This window comes from Klebsiella sp. 10982 (genome assembly GCF_048589245.1).
Lineage (GTDB): Bacteria > Pseudomonadota > Gammaproteobacteria > Enterobacterales > Enterobacteriaceae > Klebsiella > Klebsiella quasivariicola.
The window spans coordinates 136,662-157,525 of record NZ_JBMAXV010000007.1; the positions used below are offsets into that span (position 1 = coordinate 136,662).

Consider the following 20,864-nt stretch of genomic DNA (forward strand, 5'->3'; position numbering starts at 1 on the left):
CTGTGCAACAGACAACCCAAATTCAGCCCTCTTTTACCCTGAAAACTCACGAGGGCGAGGTGGCTTCAGCCGATGAGCGCGCCGATGAAGTGGTGATTGGCGTCGGCCCTGCCTTCGATAAACACCAGCATCACACGCTGATTGATATGCCCCATGGCGCGATCCTCAAAGAGCTGATTGCCGGGGTGGAAGAAGAGGGGCTTCACGCCCGGGTGGTGCGCATTTTGCGCACCTCCGACGTCTCCTTTATGGCCTGGGATGCGGCGAACCTGAGCGGTTCGGGGATTGGCATCGGTATCCAGTCGAAGGGCACCACGGTCATCCATCAGCGCGATCTGCTGCCGCTCAGCAACCTGGAGCTGTTCTCCCAGGCGCCGCTGCTGACGCTGGAGACCTACCGGCAGATTGGCAAAAACGCCGCACGCTATGCGCGCAAAGAGTCACCTTCGCCAGTGCCGGTGGTGAACGACCAGATGGTGCGGCCGAAATTTATGGCCAAAGCCGCCCTGTTTCATATCAAAGAGACCAAACATGTGGTGCAGGACGCCGAGCCCGTCACTCTGCACGTCGAATTAGTAAGGGAGTGACCATGAACGAGAAAACCATGACCGTGCAGGATTATCCGTTAGCCACCCGCTGCCCGGAGCATATCCTGACGCCCACCGGCAAACCGTTGACCGATATCACCCTTGAGAAAGTACTTGCCGGCGAGGTGGGCCCGCAGGATGTGAGGATCTCCCGACAAACTCTTGAGTACCAGGCGCAGATTGCCGAGCAGATGCAGCGCCATGCGGTGGCGCGTAATTTCCGCCGCGCGGCGGAGCTTATCGCCATTCCTGACGAGCGCATTCTGGCTATCTATAACGCGCTGCGCCCGTTCCGCTCCTCACGGGCGGAGCTGCTGGCGATTGCCGACGAGCTGGAGCACACCTGGCACGCGATGGTGAATGCCGCCTTTGTCCGGGAGTCGGCGGAAGTGTATCAGCAGCGGCATAAGCTGCGTAAAGGAAGCTAAGCGGAGGTCAGCATGCCGTTAATAGCCGGGATTGATATCGGCAACGCCACCACCGAGGTGGCGCTGGCGTCCGACGACCCGCAGGCGAGGACGTTTGTTGCCAGCGGCATCGTCGCGACGACGGGCATGAAAGGGACGCGGGACAATATCGCCGGGACCCTCGCCGCGCTGGAGCAGGCTCTGGCGAAAACACCGTGGTCGATGAGCGATGTCTCTCGCATTTATCTTAACGAAGCCGCGCCGGTGATTGGCGATGTGGCGATGGAGACCATCACCGAGACCATTATCACCGAATCCACCATGATCGGTCATAACCCGCAGACGCCGGGCGGGGTGGGGGTTGGCGTAGGGACGACTATCGCCCTCGGGCGGCTGGCGACGCTGCCGGCGGCGCAGTATGCCGAGGGGTGGATTGCGCTGGTTGACGATGCCGTCGATTTCCTTGACGCCGTGTGGTGTCTCAATGAGGCGCTCGACCGGGGGATCAACGTGGTGGCGGCGATCCTCAAAAAAGACGACGGTGTGCTGGTGAATAACCGCCTGCGTAAAACCCTGCCGGTGGTGGATGAAGTGACGTTACTGGAGCAGGTCCCCGAGGGGGTGATGGCGGCGGTGGAAGTGGCCGCGCCGGGCCAGGTGGTACGGATCCTGTCGAATCCCTACGGTATCGCCACCTTCTTTGGCCTGAGCCCGGAAGAGACCCAGGCCATCGTCCCCATCGCCCGCGCCCTGATTGGCAACCGTTCCGCGGTGGTGCTCAAGACCCCGCAGGGGGACGTGCAGTCGCGGGTCATCCCGGCGGGCAACCTCTACATTAGCGGCGAAAAGCGCCGCGGAGAGGCCGATGTTGCCGAGGGCGCGGAAGCGATCATGCAGGCGATGAGCGCCTGCGCCCCGGTACGCGATATCCGCGGCGAACCGGGCACCCACGCCGGCGGCATGCTCGAGCGGGTGCGCAGCGTGATGGCGTCGCTCACCGGCCATGAGATGAGCACGATATACATCCAGGATCTGCTGGCGGTGGATACGTTTATACCGCGCAAGGTGCAGGGCGGGATGGCCGGCGAGTTCGCCATGGAGAATGCCGTCGGGATGGCGGCGATGGTGAAATCGGATCGTCTGCAAATGCAGGTTATCGCCCGCGAACTGAGCGCCCGGCTGCAGACTGAGGTGGTGGTGGGCGGCGTGGAGGCCAACATGGCCATCGCCGGGGCGTTAACCACTCCCGGCTGTGCGGCGCCGCTGGCGATCCTCGACCTCGGCGCCGGTTCGACGGATGCGGCGATCGTCAATGCGGAAGGCCAGATCACGGCGGTCCATCTCGCCGGGGCGGGGAATATGGTCAGCCTGTTGATCAAAACCGAGCTGGGTCTCGACGATCTTTCGCAGGCGGAAGCGATAAAAAAATATCCGCTGGCCAAAGTGGAAAGCCTGTTCAGTATTCGCCACGAGAATGGCGCGGTGGAGTTCTTCCAGGAAGCCCTTAGCCCGGCGGTGTTTGCCAAAGTGGTGTACATCAAGGAGGGCGAACTGGTGCCAATCGATAATGCCAGCCCGCTGGAAAAAATTCGTCTCGTGCGTCGCCAGGCGAAAGAGAAAGTGTTTGTCACCAACTGCCTGCGCGCGCTGCGCCAGGTCTCTCCCGGCGGTTCCATTCGCGATATCGCCTTCGTGGTGCTGGTGGGCGGCTCATCGCTGGACTTTGAGATCCCGCAGCTGATTACGGACGCCCTGTCGCACTATGGCGTGGTCGCCGGGCAGGGCAATATTCGGGGAACAGAAGGGCCGCGCAATGCGGTCGCCACCGGGCTGGTACTGGCCGGTCATGCCGATTAAGCGGGCGCTTGCGCCAGCCTCTCTCTAAACGTGTTATTTCAGGATGCCGATAATGAACCAGACTTCTACCTTAACCGGGCAGTGCGTGGCCGAGTTTCTTGGCACCGGACTGCTCATCTTCTTCGGGGCGGGCTGTGTCGCTGCGCTGCGGGTCGCCGGGGCCAGCTTTGGCCAGTGGGAAATCAGTATTATCTGGGGCCTGGGCGTCGCCATGGCCATCTACCTGACGGCCGGTGTCTCTGGCGCGCACCTTAATCCGGCGGTGACCATTGCTCTGTGGCTGTTCGCCTGTTTTGAACGCCGCAAGGTACTGCCGTTTATTATCGCGCAGATGGCCGGGGCATTCTGCGCCGCCGCGCTGGTGTACGGGCTGTATCGCCAGCTGTTTCTCGATCTTGAACAGAGTCAGCATATCGTTCGCGGCACTGCCGCCAGCCTTAACCTGGCCGGGGTCTTTTCCACGTATCCGCATGCGCATATCACCTTTATGCAGGCGTTTGCTGTGGAAACCACCATCACGGCGATCCTGATGGCGATGATCATGGCCCTGACCGACGACGGCAACGGAATTCCGCGCGGGCCGCTGGCGCCGTTGCTGATTGGCCTGCTGATCGCCGTGATCGGCGCGTCGATGGGGCCGCTAACCGGCTTTGCGTTGAATCCGGCGCGTGACTTCGGTCCGAAACTGTTTACCAGTCTGGCCGGGTGGGGCTCGATCGCCTTTACCGGTGGGATGGCGATCCCCTACTTTCTGGTGCCGCTGCTGGCGCCGGTGGTGGGGGCGATTGTCGGGGCGTTTTTATACCGCAAGCTTATCGGCCACCATCTGCCGTGCGAATGCGGTATTGATGAGTAAAGTGGGACCCGCCGCAGCGCGGCGGGTCATGAGGTTAACTTCCCCGGCCAGAAGCCGGGGCGCTGGGTTATTTTTTGATGACCGCGCTGAGATCACCGAGTTTGGTGGTGGGGTTCTTGTGGCACTGCTGCAGCATTTTCGGTACCGAAACGGTCTCGACTTCATGCCAGTCAACATAGTCGCCGCCGCTGAAGTCGGTGTTGCGATTCACGACCCAGAAGGCCACGGGGGTCATGCTTTTCGGGTTCATATCCATAAATTCCTGACAGGTCATATTCTGCGGTGTGGTTTCCTGAACCGCAAACGCCGGGCTGGTCATCAGACAGAATGTGGTGGCCGCCGCGGTCAACACGAGTGCTTTAGGTAAATTCATTTTCTTCTCCAGTGATAAAATACGGCTTAAGCCTGAGCATGCTTCATCTTATTGCGCAGGACCAGAAAGCCGATGGCGCTAAATATCATTTCAACGCCGATAAAAGCGGTGATAAATAACCAGCTTTGCTGCGGGTTCATGGCCAGCCACAGGCAGGCGATAATTAAATCCAGCAAACCGATAAAAATATTCCAGCCAGCGCCGCTTTGTTTTCGGGTTTTACATCCGCTGACGATGCGGGAAATACCGCCGAGAACAAATAAAAAGCCGAATAAGAAGGCCAGACTGCTCATGCCATTGAGGGGATTGACGACAAAGCTCAGGCCGAGCACGATCCAGGCAATGGCGAAGATCAGCGCCACCAGGCGCGATTTCCAGTGCTGCTGACGGAAGACAATCAAGCTGTACAGCGAATAGAAACCACAGATCATCAACAACATGCCGGTTACCGTAGCGAGATACCAGCCGGCGACCAGCGGCCAGGCCAGGCAACAGGCCCCACAGATAAACAGCAGCACCGCCATCATTCCGGCATGGCGTTTATATCGTAAAAAGACGCGTGGGCTAAACGCATTTAAGGTGTAATGGCTAAACATAAACATAATTGCTCCGCAGATCCCGGTTGGTGGCCTGACGCCGAATAAAATACGTAATGGCTTATTCTGCTGGCCAAAATAAAGGTCTGAGGGAAATAGTAGGCCGCGCCATCGGCAGGCGTAAATAAGAGCGCTGAGGTTACTCTATACGCCTGGTCTGACAGCTGTCAGACCAGGCCCGCAATATCGCTTCCGGCCTCTGATTCTCAATGCCCACGATATTTTTTAAGCTGGCTGCGTTTGGTAATGCTTACCTATTTTAATCAGGAGTCAACGATGAAAAAAGTCATTCTGGCGAGCCTGCTGGCAACCATGATGAGTACCTCTCCGGTGTGGGCGGCAGATAGCGCGACGGCAGCGCCAACCGCGGCCGCCACGGCGCAGGTGCAGAAAGAAGCCGCCGATGTGCTGCAGGTGGCGGTGCAGGGCGCCAATGCGATGCGCGATGTCCAGTTCGCCCGTCTGGCGCTGTTCCACGGCCAGCCGGAGAGCGCCAAAAAACTGACAGACGACGCCGCCGCGCTGCTGGCCGCCGATGACGCCAGCTGGGCGAAGTTTGTGAAAACCGACGCGACAGCCAAAATGATCGCCGATCGCTATGTGGTGATTAACGCCACCGTTGCCCTGTCCGAAGACTATGTGGCGACACCGGAAAAAGAGAGCGCCATTAAATCGGCCAACGAAAAACTGGCGAAAGGCGATCAGAAAGGGGCTATCGAAACCCTGCGCCTGGCCGGCATTGGCGTGATCGAGAACCAGTATCTGATGCCGCTTAACCAGACTCGTAAGGCGGTGGCGCAGGCGCAAAAACTGCTGAAAGCCGGGAAGTATTACGAAGCGAATCTGGTGCTGAAAGGCGCTGAAGAGGGCATTGTGGTGGATAGCGAGATGCTGGTGGCAGGCAACTGATCCGCGTTTCACCCTGAGAGAGCGCAGAGGAAGAAACTGACAAGGATGTCCCCTTAACGCCCGGGCAGGCGGACTGCCCGAGCGGAACGGCTAGCGGCCAGTGAGGGCGTCGATTTCGCCATCGATCTCGCGCATAACGCCGGTGATGTGCTGTACCACCTCCAGACAGCTTGCCGGCGATAGCGAGTCAGGCCGCTTCGCCTCAAAAGGGGCGCACAGCGCTTGCAGCGCAGAAATGCCAAGAATTTGCGCAGAACCGTGCAGACGGTGCAGCGCCCGCAGAAAGACCTGCGGTTCATGCCGGGCGATAGCCTGCCCGGCGGCCTTTAAATCCGCGGCCGACGCATCGCGGAACGTCTCCAGCATCTCATTCATCAGCGCCTGGTCTCCCCCGGTATTTTCGGTCAGGACGCTGAGCTTCAGGTGCCGGGTAGCGTGAGGCGATGCGTGGCCCACCGCTAAACGGCTGAGTTCGTGATTCAGTGTCTGAACCGACACGGGCTTAAACAGACACATATTCATGCCGCTGGCCAGACATGCCTCCCGCGACTGCGGCAGCGCGCTGGCGGTCATGCCCCATATCACCAGGCTCGGGTAGCGCCGGCGTAACGAGGCCGCCAGCGCCAGACCATCTTTTTTCGGCATATTGAGGTCCGTTATCAGCAGATCGTAATGTTTGCTGGCGAGTTTATTCTCCGCCTCTTCACCGTCGCAGGCTTCATCGACGCGATAGCCGATGGTGCTGAGCTGGCGCTTGAGCAGCAGCCGGTTGGTGGGATGATCGTCCGCTATCAGTATCGACAGTCCGGGCAGAGCCAGCGGCCTGACGGGCAACGCCTGCGGCGTATGAATCGCGCAGCGGCTCACCTTGACCGGCAGGATGATGGTAAACGTGGTCCCCACACCCGGGCGGCTGACCATCTCCAGTCGGCCCTGCATCAGCGCCACCAGCTCTTTGCAAATGACCAGCCCGAGCCCGGAGCCGGTCTGCTGGCGTCCCTGACGCGCCTGGGCATAACGGTGGAAGAGCGTGGTCTGCTCTTCTTCACTGATCCCACAGCCGCTGTCGCTGACGGTGAGGGTCAGCTCTCCCTGCGTCTCGTCCGCCTGTACCAGCCGGCAGCTGACCTGAATCGCGCCCTCGGCGGTAAACTTCAGCGCATTGCCGATGAGATTATTGAGGATTTGCCGTAGCGCCTGCGGGTCGAGCCACAGCGTGGTTCCCTCCCGCAGAGGGCTATGGCAGTGCAGGGCGATCCCCTTTTGCTGTGCCAGCGCATCGAAGGTGTGGCACTGCTGCGACACTAACTGTGCGACATCGCTCCACTGCGGGGTGATCTGGTATTTTCCCGACTCAATCTTGTCGATATCAAGAATATTACCGATAAGCCCCAGCAGAGTTTGCGCCGTCGACCCCGCCAGCTCGATTGCCTCTTTACGCTGGCCGACGTTTAGCTCCGGCTTCGCCAGCAGTTCCAGAAAGCCGACGATGGCGCTTACCGGGGTACGCAGCTCGTGGCTCATGCTGGCCAGAAAACGACTCTTCGCTTTTGTCGCCTGGATCGCCTTGTCTTTCTCGCGCTCCAGCGCGCAGGAGAGCGCTCTCTTCTGCGCCAGCTCCTCCTCCAGCCGCTGCTGAGAGTCTTTGCGTTTGCGCACTTCCCGGCACAGCGATAGCCCCCAGCCGAGACTGATGGCGATCAGCACCAGCGCAAAGGCGATAAGCTGATAAAACTGACGACTATACTGGCTCCAGTCCTCTTTTTGCCGGCTGGAGATTTTCGACCATTTCTCGGTCATCTGCAGGATATCCCGTGGCGGAATGGCCTGCAGCGCTTTGCTGAGAATGGCGGCCAGCACCGGTTCATCGCGTGGGATGGCCAGGCGGATGGCAGCGAGGGGAAGACCGTCGATACGGGTATAGTGCAGATCCTGCGGATAGTAGTGGTCAATCATATAGCGGGCGGAGAGTTCCGAGGCCACCGCGGCATCGACTTCACCTTCCTCCACCATCTTCATGGCGATGCCGACATTATCCGTCTCCACCCAGTTAACCTGCGGATAGCGTGCTTTCAGATCGTGAGCCGCGATGGGCCCGACCGGCAGGGCGATCCGCACCGATCGCCTCAGCAGTTGCTGATCGGGCGCACTGCCGCGGGCGACCAACACAAAGGCCACGTTAATGAGCGGATCGCTGAGAGTGACATAGGCCTGAGATTGTGGAGTGAGGGTGGCGGCGGGCATGATGGCCCAATCCTCTTTCTCCATGCGTTTTACCAGATCGTGGCGGTTGCGCACCAGGATGGGGTCTATCTGCAGGCCGGTCTGTAGCGAAAATATATTCAGCATATCGGCCATGATGCCGCGCAGTTCATCCTCGTTATCCACCAGGGTAAACGGCGGAAAATAGGGGTTCACCAGCAGGCGGATGCGATGATGCTTTTGCAGCCAGCGCTGCTCCTCGGCGGTAAAAGGCAGTGGGCTATTAAGAAACGACAGATCGCCGCGGTTGAGCCAGTTTTGCATGATCCGCATGGCGGTATCGCTGTCGATGGCGCGAATAAAACGATCGAGGATCTGATGCAGTTCGGGCCGATCGTCGCGAGTGACGAAGCGGTTGTGCTGTTCCTGCTGACGAAAATAGTGCGCGATGACCAGCGATTGCGAGAAATATTTCGAGATACAGTGGCCAGTGGTGATGTTGTTGCCAATGAAATACTGATTTTCCCCGCTGACCACCGACGCGAGGGCCTGATAATCACTATCGTAAAGGTTGATTTTGGCGTTAGGAAACGCCTGCTGAATGATATCGAAAAAGGCGCATTCGCGGGTGCAGGCCAGCGTGACCCGCCGGTCAGTAGTCAGCGGCGGCAGGGGGGATTTCAGCGAGGTCACCAGCGTCGGCCAGGTTTTGATCAGCGGTGCGGTTCGCGCCAGTCCCGGGGCAAGCGCATCCCGGTGCGCCACCTGCGTGAGCAGGGTATCCACCTGGCGGTCGGCCAGGGCGGCCAGAGCCTGCTGCTCGGTGTCATACTGGCGGATAATCACCTTTAGCCCGAGGCTGTGCGCCATCAGTGCCAGATAGTCGGCGTTAATCCCCTGATAGCTTTCCTCATCGCTGTCATAGACGATAGGGGTCATCTCGGGCAGCCAGGTGCCGACGGTCAGCGTCAGCTGCGCGGCCAGCCAGGCTTTTTCCTTACCGCTGAGCGGCATGTCGATCGTGGCGATATGGGCATGGCTCTTTAGCTCCAGCTGTTTCATGGCATACGCGGCGGGAGAGAGGCTTAGCGCCAGCCCAAAAACCATGGATAAAATAAGACGAACAACCATCGCATCACCCTATTTTATTGCGCTGCGCAAAGTCATAAAGCTCAAGCAGGGAGCCGCAGCCTAATTTATCCATCAGACGGACCTTATAGGTACTTACCGTTTTATTGCTGATATTCATTTTGCTGCCGATGGTGGTGTAGTCGACGCCGCTGAGAATATAGCGGAACACCTTCATCTCCTGTGTTGACAGCGTATCCAACCGATCCTGGTCGGTGATGCCGTGGGTGCAGAAGCGCTCCAGTGAAAAAGGGAAATAGCTATAGCCATTATTGGCCGCGTCGATTGCGGCGAGGATATTATTCATTCCCTCTTTTTTACTCACAAAACCATTTGCTCCGCAGTCGGCGCTGCGTTTGCCGTAGAACAATTCATTCTTTGCGGAAATGATGATGATTTTTCCCTGGTAGCGGCGTTTGCGCAGCTGCTCCAGCACCTCGATACCGCTGAGTTCCGGAATATCGACGTCGACGATCAGCAGGTCAGGCTGCATGCTTTCCGCGGTCTGCACGGCATGGGCGCCGCTGTCGAGCTCTGCCGCGACGGTAATGCCGTTGGTATCGAGAAGATTGCGAATGGCGATACGTGCCAATGGATGATCGTCAATGATTATCGCGTTCATGGGGGCGTAAATCCTGGTAAAAAAAGAAGGGCGATGCCTGGTGCAGGTGCGGCGGGGGTTATTTTTATCGGTGCCGTAATAAGGCGCAATTGTAACACAAATCGTTTTCGGTCGGGAAAATATTGTGGAGTAGAGCCTGGCGAATATATTTGCATATCTGGCTGACAGCTGTAGGAACAGGCGTTCACTGGCTTCAGCGCTGTCTGCTGTTAAAAAAAATGCAAACGATTAATCTGCTTTTTTAAGGCAATTGCCAGGAAATATTCTCTGGCGACAACTGGCAGGTAAAATAATAACAATGAAAGAAGCAAAGCCCGCCCTCTGGCGAAAATGGGTTTGGAAACATCTGATGGCAGGAATAACAGTATTGGCATTAAGTAGCGCCGCGGTGGGAAAAGACGTATCGCCGCCTGAGGTGCGGACCCGCGATATGATGCGCTGTCAGGATTATCTGCAGCTGGATCCGCGTACCTGGACGCCGATGGTGATCTGGCTGATGAACGATCCTTTTTCACTGGAGCCGCCGGAGTGGACTGACTTTCATGAAGCCGAGCTGGTGCTGACGCCGATCCTCACCGAAATCTGCCGCCAGGAGCCGGATGCGTGGCTGACTTCGCTGCGTGAACGGCTCAATTCTTACCAGCAGGTGCGGTCGCTGAACTAAGCGACCGCGGTAAAGTAGCAAAGAAAGTGACTAAATGTGCAGTTAACGGCCTTCTGCTGCGCGGTGAATTAGCAGCGGCCCGCTTGTTTTGACAGGGCGTCACAAGTTTTGCTCGCTGATGTCGGGTTGCTGCCAGCACAAATGGCATCCGAGACGGTACTGCCGCCGCCCAGGGGGATCAGCCCGTAAAGTTTCGGCTCGGCGGCTTTCGTCACATAGCAGCGATGGCTGGTTTTGCCGATAGTGGCCACAAAGTTGGTTTTCACATCCTGCTGCTTCGCATCGGAAATTGTCACCTGCGAAGCATCGACATTAAAAGCAAAGGCGGCCGCCTCTTTCATTTCACTTTCCGTCGCCATGGGCGGTTTAGCTACGCAACCCATTAATAAAAGTCCCAGACAGATACTGACTGATATATCCCGTATTTTCATCATTTCATCCTTTTTGTAAGTCAGCGGGTTATATATAAGAGCGGCGGGAAGAGAGTATTGATTTTGATCAGCTGGCGCAGGCTATGGTTATTTTTCGGAAATTGACCTGAGTTGTTACATTTATCGTAAGTAGTACGAATTCCAGCATTGCAGAAATGAAAGATATTTTAAGACAACATTGCGTAGTAAGACCGAAGTCAACAGGAGTGCGGCGGTTATGGACTGCCCGAGATGCTCTGAGCAATATTTTGCAAGGCAGAATGCTATCTATTTTAGCGTAAGCAAAAATTTTCCCTGCGCTATCACGGACTTTTTATCCTCTTTATGGGATAGCGACAAAACGCTAAGCCCTGCGCAATGCTCAGCGGTTTGTGGTGCCCTTTTAAAATTCGGGAACAAAAAAGCCACTCTTTCGAGTAGCTTAATTATATGATTTTAAAGCTAAAATTTGGTGGCCCCTGTTGGGTTTGAACCAACGACCAAGCGATTATGAGTCGCCTGCTCTAACCACTGAGCTAAGGGGCCGTGGCGAGGGATTATAAAGTAACTGACGGTTGCAATCCAGCGTAAAGCGCGCAGCTGCTGTTTTTATAAACAATGCATTTTCAATCCTTTATAATCATGTTTTAGCCATACAGCCGGAGAAAATATGATTAGCGATATCCTTGCGCCGGGCCTGCGCGTTGTCTTTTGCGGTATCAACCCGGGGAAGTCCTCCGCCCATACCGGCTTTCATTTTGCCCATCCTGGCAATCGCTTCTGGAAGGTCATCCATCAGGCCGGATTCACCGATCGGCAGCTCAGGCCGGAAGAGGAGCTGCAGCTGCTGGATACGCGCTGCGGCATCACCATGCTGGTAGAGCGACCGACGGTGCAGGCCAGCGAGGTCGCCCTACAGGAGCTGCGCAGCGGCGGCCGTGAGCTGGTGAGGAAGATTGAGGAGTATCAGCCGCAGGCGCTGGCGGTGCTCGGCAAGCAGGCCTTCGAGCTGGCCTTTAACCAGCGCGGCGCGAAGTGGGGGAAACAGGCTATGACCATCGGGACGACCCAGGTGTGGGTGCTGCCCAATCCCAGCGGCTTAAACCGGGCGACGCTTGATAAGCTGGTGGCGGCCTATCGTGAACTGGACGATGCCCTGGCAACCCGCGGCCAGTAGCGGAGAGAGGCGACTTTCCCCGGAGGGCCACCTGAACGCCATAAAAAAAGCTCCCCGCAGGGAGCTTTTTAACAGGCTGTAGACGATGTCCCGCGACGATTAATCGTCGAGGAAGCTACGCAGCACTTCAGAACGACTCGGGTGACGCAGTTTACGCAGCGCCTTCGCTTCGATCTGACGGATACGTTCGCGGGTAACGTCGAACTGTTTACCTACTTCTTCCAGCGTGTGGTCGGTGTTCATATCGATACCGAAACGCATACGCAGGACTTTCGCTTCACGAGCGGTGAGGCCGGCCAGCACGTCGTGCGTTGCCGCACGCAGGCTCTCGGTGGTCGCAGAATCCAGCGGCAGCTCGAGGGTGGTATCCTCGATGAAATCCCCCAGATGCGAATCTTCATCGTCGCCGATCGGCGTTTCCATGGAGATAGGCTCTTTGGCGATCTTCAGCACTTTACGGATTTTGTCTTCCGGCATCAGCATACGCTCAGCCAGCTCTTCCGGCGTCGGTTCACGGCCCATCTCCTGCAGCATCTGACGGGAGATACGGTTGAGCTTGTTAATCGTCTCAATCATATGCACCGGAATACGGATGGTGCGCGCCTGATCCGCGATGGAGCGGGTGATGGCCTGACGGATCCACCAGGTGGCGTAGGTTGAGAACTTGTAGCCGCGACGGTATTCGAACTTATCGACCGCTTTCATCAGACCGATGTTGCCTTCCTGAATCAGGTCGAGGAACTGCAGACCGCGGTTGGTGTATTTCTTGGCGATCGAGATAACCAGACGCAGGTTCGCTTCCACCATCTCTTTTTTCGCACGGCGGGCTTTCGCTTCACCGATGGACATGCGACGGTTGATATCCTTCACCTGCTCGATGGTCAGGCCGGTCTCTTCTTCGATCTGCTGCAGCTTCTGCAGACCGCGCTGCACGTCTTCTTTCACTTCCAGCAGCTTCTCAGACCACGGCTTGTTCATTGCCACCGCGGCGTTGAACCAGGTTTCGCTGGTTTCATTGCCGGTGAACAGCGTGATGAAGTTTTTCTTCGGCATTTTGCACTGCTCAACGCACAGCTTCATGATGATACGTTCCTGAGTACGAACGCGATCCATCATGCTGCGCATGCTGTTGACCAGATAATCGAACTGCTTCGGCACCAGGCGGAACTGCTTGAAGACTTCAGACAGCTTCAGGATCTCTTCCTGGGCGTCGGCATGGCTACGACCTTTGGCTTTGATGGTGTCACGCGTCAGCTCGTACTGGGTACGCAGCTCGGCGAACTTCTCACGGGCCAGCTCAGGATCGATGCTGTTGTCGTCATCGCTGTTGTCGTCGGCGTCTTCATCTTCGTCTTCGTCTTCGTCGTCATCCATCTCTTCCTGAGACAGTTCGGAGCCAACGTGGGTGGCGGTCGGCGCCATATCTTCTTCGGCGTTCGGATCGACGAAACCGGTGATCAGATCGGACAGACGGGCTTCTTCCGCTTCGACACGGTCGTACTGCTCAAGCAGGTAGGTGATCGCTTCCGGATATTCGGCAACGGAACACTGCACCTGGTTGATGCCGTCTTCGATACGTTTGGCGATGTCGATTTCGCCTTCACGGGTCAGCAGCTCTACGGTACCCATTTCGCGCATGTACATGCGCACCGGGTCGGTTGTCCGCCCGATTTCGGATTCCACGCTGGAGAGCACCTGCGCGGCGGCTTCGGCAGCATCTTCATCCGCGGTGTTTTCGGCCAGCATCAGATCATCGGCATCCGGTGCTTCTTCCATCACCTGAATGCCCATGTCGTTGATCATTTGGATGATGTCTTCGATCTGATCGGAATCGACGATATCTTCCGGCAGATGGTCATTGACCTCGGCATAGGTCAGATAGCCTTGCTCCTTACCACGTTGGACAAGAAGCTTCAGCTGTGACTGCGGGTTTTGCTCCATAAGACGGTATCCACACTTAATTCGTTTGATTGGTGTCGGCAGGCGGGCTGTCGACATTTAAAGCGAGGGCGTACTTATATTATTGCCGCTGCGCCTCTGTGCGGCTGTCGGGGGCTTCCCGATCGATACTCGGCACTTAAGCCGTTAAATACGGTGTCCTTCACGTTACCCTGCGTTCTGGTGCTGCATCGATGCAACGTGAATGACTGAGTCTGTCATTTATTTCTTCGCCAGCTCCTGGCTGATGGTCCAGAGTTCCCGGCGTTCTTCACTGCTTAAACCGTGTGTGCGATCGCGAGCTATCAACTCTTCCTGTCGCAGTTCCAGCAGTGAATCAAACATATGGTTGAGCGAGTCGGTGAAGGTTTGTTCAGCGATATCTTTATCTGCTATATCGTCCCACATCGACAGTTTTTCAAGGGTGGCGGCCTCTTTTGTGCCGCGATATTGCTCTAAAAGTTGCCCGGTTGTCAGACCAGGCTGCGCCAGACAGCTTTTCACCAGTTCGCTGAACAGGCCAAGCCCCGGCATTTTGCGCGAGTCCAGTCCCTCCAGCGGCGGGACTAACGGCGCCAGATCCGGGTTTTGCACCAGCAGTCCTATCAGTATACGCATGGTCGTGCGTTTTAGCTGTGGTGCGGGACGCGGCGCGCCATTTTCCGCCTGTTTTGGCATTAAACGTTCAAGCTGCGCGTCATCTAAAATGCCCAGTTTGTTGCCCAGTTCCTGGCGCAAATAGATGCGCAGGGTTTCGCCCGGGACCTGGGTTATCAGCGGCAGCGCCAGCGTGCTCAGCTGCGCGCGCCCGTCCGGAGTACTCAGATCGACCTGCGGCAGCAGGCTGTTAAACAAGAACGTGGAGAGCGGCTGAGCCTGCTCCATCCGCGCCTCGAACGCCGCTTTGCCCTCTTTACGCACCAGCGTATCCGGGTCTTCGCCGTCAGGCAGAAACATAAAGCGTAGCTGGCGACCATCGGTCATGTACGGCAGCGCTGTCTCCAGCGCGCGCCAGGCAGCATCGCGGCCGGCCCGGTCGCCGTCGTAGCAGCAGATGACGTTATTGGTCACCCGAAACAGCAGCTGGATATGGTCGGCCGTGGTTGAAGTGCCCAACGACGCTACGGCATAGTTGATGTCGTATTGCGCCAGCGCCACGACGTCCATATACCCTTCGACAACCAGTAAACGCGGTGGTTCGGGGTTGTCCTGCTGCGCTTCATACAGGCCATACAGCTGGCGGCCTTTATGGAATATGTCGGTTTCCGGGGAGTTCAGATACTTCGGCAGGGCATCGCCCAGCACTCGTCCGCCAAACCCAATTACCCGGCCTCGCTTATCGCGGATGGGAAACATCACCCGTTCGCGGAAGCGGTCGTAACTGCGCCCCTGATCGTTGGTGACCAGCATGCCGGCATCAATAAGCGACTGGCGGTTTTCCTGATTGCCGCCAAAACGTTTTAAAACGTTATCCCAACCCGGGGGAGCATAGCCGATGGCAAAGCGCGTAATCACCTCGCTGCTTAATCCCCGTTTTGCCAGGTACTGGCGCGCAGGGTCGGCGGCGGGTTGCATCAGAGACTGTTGATAAAACGTATTCAGACCATCCAGTAACTGGTAGAGGTTCTGCCGTTGATGGCGCTCTATCTGGCTGGGTCCGTTGCCTGCTTCATAAGGCACTTCGAGGTTGTGCATGGCGGCCAGCTCTTCGACCGTTTCCACGAACTCGAGCTTGTCGTAGTTCATCAGGAAGTCGATAGCATTGCCGTGCGCCCCGCAGCCGAAGCAGTGGTAAAACTGTTTTTCACCGTTGACGGTGAAAGAGGGGGTTTTTTCGTTATGGAACGGACAGCACGCGTGAAAATTTTTGCCCTGCTTTTTCAGCTTTACCCGCGCATCGATCAGATCGACGATGTCGGTTCTGGCAAGCAGATCGCTAATAAATACACGTGGAATTCGTCCAGCCATAAGCCCCGTTATTTCTGATGACTATAAACGAAAATAAGCCGCGCATTCCTTTCGGAAGCACGGCCTTACAACTACAACTCGGTCTGAATTGAGAGCGTCGCTCTCAACAGATTAGTACAGACGAGTACGGCGTGCGTTTTCGCGAGCCAGTTTCTTCGCGTGACGTTTCACTGCAGAAGCTTTAGCGCGCTTACGTTCGGTAGTCGGTTTTTCATAGAACTCACGACGACGAACTTCCGCCAGAACACCTGCTTTTTCGCAGGAACGCTTGAAGCGACGCAGAGCTACGTCGAACGGCTCGTTTTCACGTACTTTAATTACCGGCATGTGCCTCTCACCTTTGATTAATTCGGTTTGCCGCTGGCCGCAATGCCAGCTTATTTCAAAATGGTGCGGAATTTTACTGCAACTACTGCTGCTTTGTAAAGCACCGGCGCCTTTTTTGAAAGGGACTTTTATAAGGGTGAGGAGTATACACGAAGAGAGCACCAGGGGTGAGCAAAGTTTTACATCGCCGGTCATTGGACCTACACTGCGCGGTATTGAAGCGAGGTAAAACAACTCATGCGTGTACTGGGTATTGAAACATCCTGCGATGAAACCGGCATCGCGATTTATGACGACCAGCAAGGTCTGTTAGCCAACCAACTGTATAGTCAGGTGAAACTGCATGCGGATTACGGCGGCGTGGTGCCGGAGCTGGCATCGCGCGACCACGTGCGCAAAACGGTGCCGCTGATCCAGGCGGCGCTGAAAGAAGCCGGCCTGACGGCGAAAGATATCGACGCCGTTGCCTATACGGCGGGTCCTGGCCTGGTCGGCGCGCTGCTGGTCGGGGCGACCGTTGGCCGCTCGCTGGCGTTTGCCTGGAACGTGCCGGCGATCCCGGTACACCATATGGAAGGGCATCTGCTGGCGCCGATGCTGGAAGATAACCCGCCGGCGTTCCCGTTCGTCGCGCTGCTGGTTTCCGGCGGCCACACCCAACTGATCAGCGTCACCGGCATCGGCCAGTATGAACTGCTGGGCGAGTCGATTGACGATGCGGCGGGCGAAGCCTTTGATAAAACCGCGAAACTGCTGGGGCTGGATTATCCCGGCGGGCCGATGTTATCGAAAATGGCCGCTCAGGGCACCGAAGGCCGCTTCGTCTTCCCGCGGCCGATGACCGACCGGCCGGGGCTCGATTTCAGCTTCTCCGGCCTGAAAACTTTCGCCGCCAACACCATTCGTAATAATGGCGACGATGAGCAAACCCGCGCCGACATCGCCCGGGCGTTTGAGGATGCGGTCGTCGATACGCTGATGATTAAATGTCGCCGCGCGCTGGAGCAAACTGGCTTTAAGCGTCTGGTGATGGCGGGAGGCGTGAGCGCCAACCGTACCCTGCGGGCGAAGCTGGCGGAGATGATGCAAAAACGCGGCGGCGAGGTGTTCTACGCCCGCCCTGAGTTCTGTACTGACAACGGCGCGATGATCGCCTACGCCGGCATGGTGCGTCTGCAAACCGGCGCCAAAGCCGAGCTCGGCGTGACGGTTCGCCCGCGCTGGCCGCTGGCCGAGCTGCCTGCCGCCTGACGCGTCCTGAAACAGGCCGACGCTACGTCGGCCTGCCTTCCTGACTACTCCATACTTTTACACAGCGAGCAGATGGCTCCCTGATGCTTGTGCGAGTGCATCACATCCGGGCGCTCGTACTCTTCCTCACAGCTAACGCATTGATACACGGTGGTAGAGGCGTTCCCCGCCGCGTCATAGCGCGGTTCGGCGATGCCGTCATCCACTTGCTTAATATAGTAGCGTCCGCGGGTGAGGATCCCCATCAGCGGGGTCATGACAAAGGCGACGACCAGCGCAATCAGCGGCGAGAACGGCGCCAGCGTCGTTCCCAGCAGGCCGAAGAAGGCGCAGATCGACAGCCCGGCGGCAAGGCCAAAGGAGACCACGCCCACCGGGTTAACGTTGTAGATCATGCCGCGACGATACTCCGGCTGCGCCGGCGCCAGCTTGAGCAGGCCTTTATTAAAGGTGATGTCGGTCGCCACCACCACGACCCAGGCGATAGCGAAGTTGGAGTAAAAACCGAGGATCCACGACAGAGCGCTGAACATATCGCCTTCCATCAGCGCCAGAGCAATCGCCAGGTTGACCACCACAAAAATAATCCGTCCCGGATAGCGTTTGGTGGTGCGGGTCCAGGCGCTGGTCCACGCCAGCGAGCCGGAGTAGGCATTGGTGACGTTAATTTTGATCTGCGAGATCACCACCAGCACCACCGCCAGCGTCAGAGCCAGCCAGCCGGGCACCAGGTTATCGAAGACGCTGACGAACTGCTGCACCGGTTCGGTATTGTGCACCGCCGGGAAACGGGTCAACAGATAGAAGCCGAGGAAGGCGCCGATGATCTGTTTGATCGCGCCTAACACCACCCAGCCCGGGCCGGCGGAAAAGACCGCCAGCCACCAGCTTTTACGGTTCTCTGCAGTCTTAGGCGGCATAAAGCGCAGGTAATCAATTTGCTCGCCAATCTGCATGATCAGCGACAGGCATACCCCGGCGCCGAGCATGATGGCGGTGATATCCACCGTCGACGCGTTGTTTTTACCGGCGAAATGCAGGAAGCCGTCCACCAGCTGCGGATCTTTGACAATCAGCCACGCCACCGGCACCACCATCAGCACCAGCCACAGTGGCGTGGTCCACACCTGCAGGCGGGTCAGGGCTTTCATGCCATAGACCACCAGCGGGAGCACCATCAGGGTGGCGATCAGATATCCCATCCACAGCGGGATCCCGAGGCCCACCAGCAGCCCCTGGGCCATGATCGAGCCTTCGAGGGCGAAGAAGATAAAGGTGAAGCCGGCAAAAATAATGCTGGTGATCACCGAGCCGAAATAGCCGAAGCCGGCGCTGCGGGTGATCAGGTCAAGGTCAATGTTGTAGCGCGCGGCGGTGATCGCCAGCGGAATACCGGTGAGGAAGATCACCAGCGCCGCCACCAGGATCGAATAGATGGCGTTGCTGGTGCCCCACGCCATACCGATGCTGGCGCCGATGGAAAAGTCGGCCAGATAGGCGATGCCGCCCAGCGCGGTGACCGCGACGACGCCCGGTCCCCAGCGGCGAAAGCTCAGCGGGGCGTAACGTAAGGTGTAATCTTCTAAGGTTTCCCGGGAGCCGGAAGTCCGCGTCGTCGCGGGTAATTCAGGGTTGAGATCCAGTGATGACATAGTCATTCCTTAATGGTTAGGCATGACTTGAATTAGCAAACCTTATGCCATATTGCAGGGCAGGCGTGGCGCGGAGGTGGGGGCAGGGTGATATAGAGAGAGAGCAGAGGCTGCACCATCCGGACGCGCCTGCGCCCGGCTGGTGCAACAGGCCTATTTGCCGAGCATGCCTTTGTCTTCGAGGAAGGCGATAATGGTGCTCAGGCCGTCGCCCTGCTTCAGGTTGGTGAAGGTCCATGGGCGATCGCCGCGCATACGCTGGGTATCGCTCGCCATCACCTCCAGCGACGCGCCCACATAGGGGGCAAGGTCGGTTTTATTGATCACCAGAAAATCGGATTTGGTGATCCCCGGCCCGCCTTTGCGCGGGATCTTCTCCCCTTCGGCCACGTCAATGACGTAGATGGTCAGATCCGCCAGCTCCGGGCTGAAGGTGGCGCTCAGGTTGTCGCCGCCGCTTTCCACGAAGATAAGGTCGAGGTTACCGAATTTTTCACTCAGCGCTTCTACGGCGGCGAGGTTCATCGAGGCATCTTCGCGGATCGCCGTATGCGGGCAGCCGCCGGTTTCCACACCGACAATGCGTTCAGGCGCCAGCGCGCCCGCTTCGGTAAGGATGCGCTGATCTTCTTTGGTGTAGATGTCGTTAGTGACCACCGCCAGCTGCCAGGTATCACGCATCGCTTTGCACAGCGCTTCCAGCAAAGCGGTTTTACCGGAGCCGACCGGGCCGCCGACGCCGACGCGCAGCGGGTGTTTATAAGAGTTCATGGCTTCTCCTAGGAACGGAATAATCGGGAGTATTGGGTTTCATGCCGGGCAGAGGCGATAGCGGCGAGCGGGGTGGCCGATCCGATATCGCCGTCCGGTGCGGCCAGCGCGCGGGGCATCTGGGCCGCGTAGTGATCACAAAGACGTAAAATCAGCTGCTGGGCGGCCTGCTGGCCGAAGGGCACCAGCTTGACGCCGGCCATTACGGCGCTCTCAATCCAGCTGTAGCCCAGGCTGAGGGCCATCTCGGGCAGCGCGATGCGCCAGCGCACGCCGAGCCAGGCCATCCCGGCGAGCTGGCTTTGCTGGCACAGCGTGCGCCACGCCGGCGGGCAGTCCGGCTGCCAGTCGCTCAGCAGACGGGCAAACGCCGCACCGCGGTTGCGCTCCTCCTCCCGCAGTTCACGGGTCTCCCGGCAGGCCAGCAGATAGGCGGTCCAGCGCTGGGCCGCAGCGATATCGCCTTGTTCGCAGGCGCGGTACAGGCGGGCGAACAGCGGCAGGTCAACGGTAAAAAAGCCTTCCGTCATCTGGCGTCGCTGCCAGCGCTCGAAGGCCGCGACGTCCGGCACCCAGCCGGCTTCCACAGCCCACTCCAGCCCCTGGGACCAGCTGTAACCCCCTACCGGCAGGTTGCTGCTGGCCAGCTGCATCAGCCGCAGGCGTTGTTCCGCTGTCGACATGCTAGTGGCTGTGAGCGTGGTGGTCATGATGAGCATGATGATGACCGTGGCTCTCGCTGGCGTAAGCGCCGGCTTCCGGCTCGAACGGCAGCTGGCCAAAGGTCACCGTCAGGCCGAACTGGCGCAGCATATCGTCCAGTACGTGATCGTGATGGTAGCGCAGCTCGCCCGGCATGATCTGCAGCGGCACGTGACGGTTGCCGAGGTGGTAGCAGGCCTTCGCCAGCATAAACGGATCGTCGCAGCGCACTACCGACACCCCTTCATCAGCGGCAATCACCTGCACAAACTCGGTGCCTTCTTCGTTGCTGAGCACATCGCCGCCGCGCAGCAGCAGGCCGCGGGGCAGCAGCAGGCCGGCTTCCCGGCCATCGTTGAGGGTGACCTTAACCCGGCTTTTGACGCGAACATCAATCGGCAGCGTAACGCTGGCGGTCGCGGCGCTGGGGATCTCCAGACGTTGAGTTAAATAAAGCATCCGCTCTC

At 58.0% G+C, this 20,864-nt stretch carries 20 protein-coding genes and 1 tRNA gene; 8 read left to right on the forward strand and 13 right to left on the reverse strand.

Features of this window, described 5'->3' with window-relative positions:
* The first annotated feature begins 2 nt into the window (after positions 1–2).
* From ACKLKD_RS08835 to ACKLKD_RS08850, 4 genes are read left to right on the forward strand one after another with little or no spacing between them, the layout of a single operon-like run.
* Positions 3–587 carry a propanediol/glycerol family dehydratase medium subunit gene (locus tag ACKLKD_RS08835; protein ID WP_025710563.1) on the forward strand — a complete coding sequence of 195 codons (585 nt, stop codon included), beginning with the start codon at positions 3–5 and terminating at the stop codon, positions 585–587.
* A gap of 2 nt (positions 588–589) precedes the next feature.
* Complete coding sequence (locus tag ACKLKD_RS08840) at positions 590–1,015, forward strand: glycerol dehydratase small subunit DhaB3 (RefSeq protein ID WP_025710562.1); 426 nt, start codon at positions 590–592, stop codon at positions 1,013–1,015.
* 12 nt (positions 1,016–1,027) lie between these two features.
* A complete protein-coding gene (locus ACKLKD_RS08845; protein WP_025710561.1) occupies positions 1,028–2,851 on the forward strand; it encodes a diol dehydratase reactivase subunit alpha in 1,824 nt (607 codons plus the stop codon).
* Positions 2,852–2,903: 52 nt separating this feature from the next.
* On the forward strand, positions 2,904–3,707 hold the full coding sequence (locus tag ACKLKD_RS08850) for an MIP/aquaporin family protein (protein WP_080897347.1): 804 nt from the start codon (positions 2,904–2,906) through the stop codon (positions 3,705–3,707).
* 67 nt (positions 3,708–3,774) lie between these two features.
* Here ACKLKD_RS08850 and hdeB read toward each other — a convergent pair whose 3' ends face one another.
* Complete coding sequence (gene hdeB, locus ACKLKD_RS08855; protein ID WP_080897348.1) at positions 3,775–4,080, reverse strand: acid-activated periplasmic chaperone HdeB; 306 nt, start codon at positions 4,078–4,080, stop codon at positions 3,775–3,777.
* Positions 4,081–4,106: 26 nt separating this feature from the next.
* On the reverse strand, positions 4,107–4,682 hold the full coding sequence (locus ACKLKD_RS08860; protein WP_025710559.1) for an HdeD family acid-resistance protein: 576 nt from the start codon (positions 4,680–4,682) through the stop codon (positions 4,107–4,109).
* A 240-nt stretch (positions 4,683–4,922) separates the two neighbouring features.
* Between ACKLKD_RS08860 and ACKLKD_RS08865 the strand changes: the two genes are divergently transcribed.
* A complete protein-coding gene (locus ACKLKD_RS08865) occupies positions 4,923–5,585 on the forward strand; it encodes a YfdX family protein (protein ID WP_165931762.1) in 663 nt (220 codons plus the stop codon).
* Between the two features lie 90 nt (positions 5,586–5,675).
* Here ACKLKD_RS08865 and ACKLKD_RS08870 read toward each other — a convergent pair whose 3' ends face one another.
* Together ACKLKD_RS08870 and evgA are read right to left on the reverse strand one after the other, a co-directional pair.
* Positions 5,676–8,918: an ATP-binding protein gene (locus tag ACKLKD_RS08870; RefSeq protein ID WP_025710557.1), complete on the reverse strand. Its 3,243-nt coding sequence runs from the start codon at positions 8,916–8,918 to the stop codon at positions 5,676–5,678.
* A gap of 4 nt (positions 8,919–8,922) precedes the next feature.
* Positions 8,923–9,537: an acid-sensing system DNA-binding response regulator EvgA gene (gene evgA / locus ACKLKD_RS08875; RefSeq protein WP_025710556.1), complete on the reverse strand. Its 615-nt coding sequence runs from the start codon at positions 9,535–9,537 to the stop codon at positions 8,923–8,925.
* A gap of 298 nt (positions 9,538–9,835) precedes the next feature.
* Between evgA and ACKLKD_RS08880 the strand changes: the two genes are divergently transcribed.
* Positions 9,836–10,201 carry an HdeA/HdeB family chaperone gene (locus tag ACKLKD_RS08880; protein WP_025710555.1) on the forward strand — a complete coding sequence of 122 codons (366 nt, stop codon included), beginning with the start codon at positions 9,836–9,838 and terminating at the stop codon, positions 10,199–10,201.
* A gap of 68 nt (positions 10,202–10,269) precedes the next feature.
* Here the strand turns inward: ACKLKD_RS08880 and ACKLKD_RS08885 are convergent, their stop codons facing one another.
* Both ACKLKD_RS08885 and ACKLKD_RS08890 read right to left on the reverse strand, forming a co-directional pair.
* Positions 10,270–10,542 carry a hypothetical protein gene (locus tag ACKLKD_RS08885; RefSeq protein ID WP_025710554.1) on the reverse strand — a complete coding sequence of 91 codons (273 nt, stop codon included), beginning with the start codon at positions 10,540–10,542 and terminating at the stop codon, positions 10,270–10,272.
* Between the two features lie 539 nt (positions 10,543–11,081).
* A tRNA-Ile gene (locus tag ACKLKD_RS08890) sits at positions 11,082–11,157 on the reverse strand.
* A 124-nt stretch (positions 11,158–11,281) separates the two neighbouring features.
* On the opposite strand from ACKLKD_RS08890, the gene mug reads away from it, so the two are divergent.
* On the forward strand, positions 11,282–11,788 hold the full coding sequence (gene mug / locus ACKLKD_RS08895; protein WP_002917636.1) for a G/U mismatch-specific DNA glycosylase: 507 nt from the start codon (positions 11,282–11,284) through the stop codon (positions 11,786–11,788).
* Between the two features lie 99 nt (positions 11,789–11,887).
* Here mug and rpoD read toward each other — a convergent pair whose 3' ends face one another.
* The 3 genes from rpoD to rpsU all read right to left on the reverse strand — a co-directional run bounded on the left by rpoD (position 11,888) and on the right by rpsU (position 16,021).
* Positions 11,888–13,729, reverse strand: coding sequence for an RNA polymerase sigma factor RpoD (gene rpoD / locus ACKLKD_RS08900; RefSeq protein WP_025710522.1), 1,842 nt, complete (start codon positions 13,727–13,729; stop codon positions 11,888–11,890).
* Between the two features lie 219 nt (positions 13,730–13,948).
* Entirely contained in the window at positions 13,949–15,694 is a 1,746-nt protein-coding gene (dnaG, locus tag ACKLKD_RS08905; RefSeq protein WP_025710521.1) for a DNA primase, read from the reverse strand.
* A gap of 111 nt (positions 15,695–15,805) precedes the next feature.
* The gene (gene rpsU, locus ACKLKD_RS08910; RefSeq protein WP_001144069.1) at positions 15,806–16,021 is read right to left on the reverse strand and encodes a 30S ribosomal protein S21; all 216 of its coding nucleotides are present in this window, start codon (positions 16,019–16,021) and stop codon (positions 15,806–15,808) included.
* Positions 16,022–16,258: 237 nt separating this feature from the next.
* Between rpsU and tsaD the strand changes: the two genes are divergently transcribed.
* Positions 16,259–17,272 (forward strand): tRNA (adenosine(37)-N6)-threonylcarbamoyltransferase complex transferase subunit TsaD, encoded by a 1,014-nt coding sequence (gene tsaD / locus ACKLKD_RS08915; protein WP_008806537.1) that lies wholly within the window; start codon positions 16,259–16,261, stop codon positions 17,270–17,272.
* Between the two features lie 44 nt (positions 17,273–17,316).
* On the opposite strand, the gene ACKLKD_RS08920 is transcribed toward tsaD, so the two are convergent.
* The 4 genes from ACKLKD_RS08920 to ureE form a co-directional block, all read right to left on the reverse strand.
* Complete coding sequence (locus ACKLKD_RS08920; RefSeq protein ID WP_025710520.1) at positions 17,317–18,924, reverse strand: purine-cytosine permease family protein; 1,608 nt, start codon at positions 18,922–18,924, stop codon at positions 17,317–17,319.
* A gap of 153 nt (positions 18,925–19,077) precedes the next feature.
* A complete protein-coding gene (gene ureG / locus ACKLKD_RS08925) occupies positions 19,078–19,695 on the reverse strand; it encodes an urease accessory protein UreG (RefSeq protein ID WP_002916877.1) in 618 nt (205 codons plus the stop codon).
* An 8-nt stretch (positions 19,696–19,703) separates the two neighbouring features.
* Positions 19,704–20,378: an urease accessory protein UreF gene (locus ACKLKD_RS08930; protein WP_025710519.1), complete on the reverse strand. Its 675-nt coding sequence runs from the start codon at positions 20,376–20,378 to the stop codon at positions 19,704–19,706.
* A gap of 1 nt (position 20,379) precedes the next feature.
* On the reverse strand, positions 20,380–20,856 hold the full coding sequence (ureE, locus tag ACKLKD_RS08935; RefSeq protein WP_004215466.1) for an urease accessory protein UreE: 477 nt from the start codon (positions 20,854–20,856) through the stop codon (positions 20,380–20,382).
* Between the last annotated feature and the right edge of the window lie 8 nt (positions 20,857–20,864).